General features: G+C 64.9%; 5 protein-coding genes and 1 pseudogene. 1 reads left to right on the plus strand and 5 read right to left on the minus strand.

Annotated features, from left to right (window positions below; genetic code table 11):
- Positions 1-274: 274 nt before the first annotated feature.
- From ASC87_RS27230 to ASC87_RS27250, 5 genes are all read right to left on the minus strand, one after another.
- Positions 275-1,441 carry an ABC transporter substrate-binding protein gene (locus tag ASC87_RS27230; protein ID WP_056670563.1) on the minus strand — a complete coding sequence of 389 codons (1,167 nt, stop codon included), beginning with the start codon at positions 1,439-1,441 and terminating at the stop codon, positions 275-277.
- 121 nt (positions 1,442-1,562) lie between these two features.
- Positions 1,563-2,270 (minus strand): ABC transporter ATP-binding protein, encoded by a 708-nt coding sequence (locus ASC87_RS27235; RefSeq protein ID WP_056670566.1) that lies wholly within the window; start codon positions 2,268-2,270, stop codon positions 1,563-1,565.
- Positions 2,257-3,021 carry an ABC transporter ATP-binding protein gene (locus ASC87_RS27240; protein WP_056670570.1) on the minus strand — a complete coding sequence of 255 codons (765 nt, stop codon included), beginning with the start codon at positions 3,019-3,021 and terminating at the stop codon, positions 2,257-2,259. The genes ASC87_RS27235 and ASC87_RS27240 overlap by 14 nt, the downstream gene beginning before the upstream one ends.
- Positions 3,014-4,048, minus strand: a complete 1,035-nt coding sequence (locus ASC87_RS27245) for a branched-chain amino acid ABC transporter permease (protein WP_056670573.1) — start codon at positions 4,046-4,048, stop codon at positions 3,014-3,016. Before ASC87_RS27245 ends, ASC87_RS27240 begins: the two co-directional genes overlap by 8 nt.
- 2 nt (positions 4,049-4,050) lie before the next feature.
- Positions 4,051-4,923, minus strand: coding sequence for a branched-chain amino acid ABC transporter permease (locus ASC87_RS27250; RefSeq protein WP_056670576.1), 873 nt, complete (start codon positions 4,921-4,923; stop codon positions 4,051-4,053).
- Positions 4,924-5,432: 509 nt separating this feature from the next.
- Here ASC87_RS27250 and ASC87_RS32265 point away from each other — a divergent pair.
- Positions 5,433-5,530, plus strand: a pseudogene (locus ASC87_RS32265) (electron transfer flavoprotein subunit beta/FixA family protein); the annotation flags it as partial.

A 5,530-nucleotide genomic window follows, 5' to 3' on the forward strand; every position in this document is an offset into this window, starting at 1 on the left:
CAGTTGTATCGACGACGAAGGCAAGCCGCGCAAGCCTTCGCCGCCGCCCAACCGCCCCTGTTCAACTGAGGGGGAAATTATTCCGGACAGTAGTGGGCTTCCGCCGGGATGACAGAGTCAGGGGGCGAGCGACGCGAAGCGAGCAACGCCCCGAACCGCGTGCGCCAGGAAAGCAAGCGCAGCGAAGCGAAAGATCAAGCCACCCGCGAGGACCGGCTCCGCCGGCCGACCCGGGGTCGCCCCTCGGGGGCAGGAGCGAAGCGACTGGGGGGCCCTATTTCATCATGCTGAGCTTGACTTCCTTGACCACACCCCCGTCGATCACGGCAACACGCGTGTCCGCCAACGTGCCACCCTTGTCATCCACCCCATCCAGGCTGTTCGGGTTGTGGGCCGCCGACAACTGCTTCGCGGCCTTGTCGAGCTGCGCGCGGATGGCGGCAGCGTCGGTCACCGTGCCGGCGATCTTCATGGCCTCGGCAGTGAGCCACACGGCGGTGTAGTTCAGCGACACCTCGGAACTCGGCACACGGCCCGGGTAGACCTTCTGGAAACGGGCCACGAAGGCCTGGGCGTCGGGGGTCTTGTCCTCGATGAGCGGCAGCACGCCGATGGACCCTTCGAGCGGGCCGTACCCGCCGGTGACTTTCGCCATCTCGTCCATCTTCGCCTGGTCGATGATCACGAAGCCGCCCTTGAAGCCCAGCTCGCGCGCCTGCTTGACCACGAGGCCGGTGGGCTCGGAGGCGCCACCCACGAACATCACGTCGGGCTTGGCGGCGAGCGCACGGCTCACGCCGCTGTAGAAGTCGGCGGCGCGGTTGTACGACATGGGGTTCTCGATGACCACCTTGCCGCCGGCAGCTTCCCAGGCGGGCTTGAACGCGGCCGTCCAGGCCTTCGCGTAGTCGTGGTCGCCGTGGGCGAACGCGAGGTTCTTGCCGTACTTCGTCATGGCGTGCTTGACGAACGCGGGCACGTAGGTGGTGAACTCCGGCGGGATGCGCAGCGTGAGCTTGTTGCCGCGTGCGGTGATCTGCGGCACGCTGGTGTACGACAGCAGCAGGTACTTGTTCTGCTCGTTGTTCACCTGCAGGGCCAGGCTGCCGCCCGAGTGCGGCACGAGGATGGCCGGGGTCTTGTGTTCCTGCACCAGGCGCTGGGCGTTGATGGCGGTCTCGGACGGGTTGTACTTGTCGTCGAGGGCCACGATCTCGAGCTTGTACTTCTTGCCCCCCACCTCGAGGCCGGCCGCGTTGATCTCGCTGACCGCGAGCTGCATGCCGTCGAGCACGTTCTTGCCATAGAGCGCCGCGCCGCCACTCAGCGGGCCGGAGAAGCCGATCTTCACGACTTCCTGCGCCATCGCCGGGGCGGCCATGAGGGCCATGCCGAAGGCGGCGGCGGCAGAGACCTGCAACATGTTGAATTTCCAGTTCATCTCTATCTCCTGTGATGTGAATTTCTCAAGGGAACGGTGAGCGAGCGGACGGCGGGTGACTGTAGATCGAACGGTAGTGTCCGGGCTGCAGTTGACCCGCCGGTATGAGGGGAACTGCTAGTCAGGCGCCGATGTAGGCCCGGCGCACCGCCTCGTTGTTCAGCAGGCTGTCGCGGTCGCCTTCCATCACGATGCGGCCGCCTTCCAGCACGTAGGCGCGGTGTGCGATCTTCAGCGCCGCGAAAGCGTTCTGCTCGGCGAGCAACACGGTGGTGCCGGCCCGGTTGATCTGCTGGATCACCTCGAACACCTGCTTCACGACGAGCGGTGCGAGGCCGAGCGACGGTTCGTCGAGCAGCAGCGCCTTGGGGCGGCTCATCATCGCGCGGCCGATGGCCACCATCTGCTGCTGGCCGCCGGAGAGCGAGCCGGCCGGGTCGTCCTTCTTCTGCGAGAGGATGGGGAACAGCGCGAGCACCTCGTCGAGCCGCTTCTTGTTGCCAGCCGAGTCGCCTCGGTGCACGTAGGCGCCCAGCATCAGGTTCTTCAACACGCTCATCTGCGGAAAGAGCTTGCGGCCTTCGGGGCACTGCACCACACCGGACGCGACGATCTGCGCGGCACGCATGCCCACAAGTTCCTGGTTGTGGAAGCGGATGCTGCCACCGGCCGCGCGGTGGATGCCGCTCGTGGTCAGGAAGATGGAGCTCTTGCCGGCGCCGTTGGCGCCGAGCAGCACCACGAGTTCACCCTCCTTGGCGCAGAGGTTGACACCGTCCAGGGCCTGGAAGCTGCCGTATTTGAGCGAGACGTTCTCAAGCGTCAGCATGTTCACTCCCCAGGTAGGCGTCGATCACGGCGGAATTCGACCGGATCTCGGCCGGGGTGCCCTCGGCGATCTTCTCGCCGTAGTTCAGCACCATGATCTTGTCGGCCAGGCTCATGATCATGTTCATCTTGTGTTCGATGAGGCACACCGTGAGACCGTGTTTCACGAGCTTCCTGATCAGGTCCGCGAGGCCCGCGGTTTCGTCAGGGTTCACGCCGCCGGCGGGCTCGTCCAGCAGCACGATCTTCGGGTCGGTGGCGAGTGCCAGCGCAAACGCCACGCGCTTGCGCTCTTCCTGGGAGATGTCGCCCGCCATGCGGTTGGCCATGTGCGACAGGCCCACGAAATCGAGCGCGTCGCGGGCCTTCTCGCGGCACACCTTCTCTTCCTGCTTGAGCCGTGCCGAACCGATCAGCACGTCCCACAGGCCGGCGTGGGTGCGCAGGCGGTGGCCCACGATCAGGTTGTCGAGCACCGACGCACTGTCGAACAGGGCCGTGGTCTGGAAGGTGCGCGAGACACCCAGCTTGGCCACCTGGTCGGTGCGGAGGTGGGTCACGTCGTGGCCGTCGAGCAGGATGCGGCCCGAGGTGGGCTTGTGCACGCCGCTGATCAGGTTGAAGAACGTGGTCTTGCCGGCGCCGTTCGGGCCGATGATCGCGTTGATCTTGCCCTTCTCGATGACGGTGCTGACGTCGTTGACGGCGGCGAGACCGCCGAAGCGTTTGCCCAGGTTCTGGATCTCAAGCATGGGTCGCGCCTCCTTGGCGGGAGGCCGGGTTGACGGGCTGGGTGGTGGGCACGGGCTGCGGCACGGCACGGGCCTTGGCTTCGTTCGACGCGCGGCGTGCCTTCCACGCGAGGTAGCTGCCCACGATGCCGTTGGGCACGAAGATCACGAGGATGATGATCAGCGGGCCGAACACGACGTAGCGGTACTCCTGCAGGAACTGCAGGTGCTGCGACAGCCACGGCATGCCGATGGCGCCCAGCAGCGGCCCGAGGATCGTGCCGATGCCGCCGATCAGCATGAACGTGGTCATCTCGAACGTGTGGTGCGTGCCCGCGAGGTCGGGGCCCAGGAACCGCACGAACCCGGCGTACAGGCCCCCCGCCAGGCCGGCGTAGAACACCGACAGCAGGAACGACAGCAGCTTGTTGCGCGCGAGGTTGATGCCGAGCGATTCGGCCAGTTCGTCGCTGTTGCGGATGGCCATGAACGTGCGGCCGAGCAGCGATGTGACGATGCGGTGCATCACGAACGCGCCGATCACGAGGAACGCGAACACCAGGTAGTACAGCGGGCGCGGCGAGTCGAACACGAAGCCGCCGAAGCCGGTGGGCGCCGGGATGCCGATGATGCCCACGGTGCCGTGGGTCAGCGATTCCCACTTCTCGATCACGAGGAACATGATGTAGCCCACGCACAGCGTGAAGATCGAGAAGTAGTGGCCCTTCAGGCGCAGCGAGACGAACCCGAGCGGCAGGCCGATCAGCGCGGTGACGAGCCCCGACAGCGCGAAGGCGATCCAGAACGGCACCTGGTGGTCTACCGTCAGGATGCCTACCACGTAGGCGCCCACGGCCATGAAACCGCTGTGCGCGAGGTTGAACTGGCCGGTATAGCCGGTGACCAGGTTCAGGCCCAGCGTGGCGATGGCGAAGATGTATGCGGTGGACATCACCGTGAGGTGATAGTCGTTGCCGGTCACGTACGGAAAGACGAGGCCGGCGAGGATGAGGAGTGTCCAGCCGATGCGGCCTTCGAGGTACTTCATGGTCAACGCACTCCCTTCGTGAACAGGCCTTGCGGGCGAACGGACAGGATGAGCACCAGCAGCACGAAGGCGATGATGTCCTTGTAGTCGGAGGAGATGTAGAAGGCGCCGAAGCTTTCGGCAAAGCCGATGATCAGCCCGCCCACGATGGCCCCCGGCACGCTGCCCATGCCGCCGAGGATGATGATCACGAACGCCTTCGTGATCACGAGGTTGCCCATGGCCGGGTACACGAGGTTGATGGGCGCATACAGCGTGGCCGCGATGGCGGCCAGCGCGCCGGAGATCGCGAACGTCAGCATCGCCACGCGGTTGGCGTCGATGCCCACCAGCGAGGCGCCGTCACGGTTCTGTGCCATCGCGATGATGGTGGAGCCCGTCACCGTGCGCTTGAGGAACAGGTGCAGGATCACCATCATCACGAACGCGGCCGTGATGATCAGCAGCCGCTGCACGGGCGCCGTGAGGCCGGCCACGTCGATGATGCCGCTGTAGGGCGACTGCATGCGCTGGAAGTCGGCGCCCCAGATGAGCTGGGCGGTGGCCTCGAGGAACAGCATCATGCCGATGGCCGCGATCATCGGGTGCAGCCCGGTGTGATGCCGCAGCGGGTGGAACACGAGGCGCTCGGCGAGCGTGGACATCGCCGCCACGAGCGCGGCCGAGCCCGCCATTGCCACCCAATAATTGACGTTGTAGCGTGTGAGCAGGTGGAACGAGAAGAACGCTCCGGCCATGTAGAACGCGCCGTGCGCGAAGTTCGGCACGTGAAGGATGCCGTACACCAGCGTGAGGCCCAGAGCCACCAGGCTGTAGATGCCACCGAGCGTGAGCCCGTTGAGCACCTGTTGGAAAAACTGTTGGAGGAAGTCCATCGGGTCAGTCCTCCCGGGTCGGGGCAGGGAGGAAGACCGGGAAGGTCGTCTGCTCGGGGTTGGGACCCGTTCGGGCAGGCATGGGCATGTTCTTCACGCTCCTGTACTCATGAAAAGAGAAGGGGGCGACCGCCGGGATGCGATCGAAGTGTCCAGCCGTCGAGGTGGCCAACCGCGTGTTTGCGCTCCGTAGAACGCGGAGCGATCTTGCGGCCCGGCGGAACCACCGTCAACGCAAATGTTCTGCATTGTGGAACATGCAGGGCAAACACTGAGAGGTTTTTGTCTCCCCTGTCACCTGCGCGACGGTGTGTGCCGGCATCTGCGTGGATCGTGGCACCTTGGCGTTTGCCTATTGACCGAAGGCATCGTCTGTGCACGATGAACACCGTGAGGCCCCCATCCACCCCCAGGGCTTGCCCATTGCCACCTTCGGGTTGTACATTCTGCTGTGCAGAAGCGTGTTTCGAAAATCGCATGTGCGCGTTCAACAATCAAAGGTCGATTCCATGAAAGTCTTGGTGGCAGTCAAACGGGTGGTGGACTACAACGTGAAGGTTCGCGTGAAGAGCGACGGCACGGGGGTGGACATCGCGAACGTGAAGAT

Source organism: Rhizobacter sp. Root1221, assembly GCF_001425785.1.
In the GTDB taxonomy this organism is placed as follows: domain Bacteria; phylum Pseudomonadota; class Gammaproteobacteria; order Burkholderiales; family Burkholderiaceae_C; genus Rhizobacter.

Bases quoted from the DNA above. Each gene is read 5' to 3' on its own strand.
- ASC87_RS27240 (WP_056670570.1), bottom strand. From the start codon at position 3,021: ATGCTTGAGATCCAGAACCTGGGCAAACGCTTCGGCGGTCTCGCCGCC.
- ASC87_RS27230 (WP_056670563.1), bottom strand. From the start codon at position 1,441: ATGAACTGGAAATTCAACATGTTGCAGGTCTCTGCCGCCGCCGCCTTC.
- ASC87_RS27235 (WP_056670566.1), bottom strand. From the start codon at position 2,270: ATGCTGACGCTTGAGAACGTCTCGCTCAAATACGGCAGCTTCCAGGCC.
- ASC87_RS27250 (WP_056670576.1), bottom strand. From the start codon at position 4,923: ATGGACTTCCTCCAACAGTTTTTCCAACAGGTGCTCAACGGGCTCACG.
- ASC87_RS27245 (WP_056670573.1), bottom strand. From the start codon at position 4,048: ATGAAGTACCTCGAAGGCCGCATCGGCTGGACACTCCTCATCCTCGCC.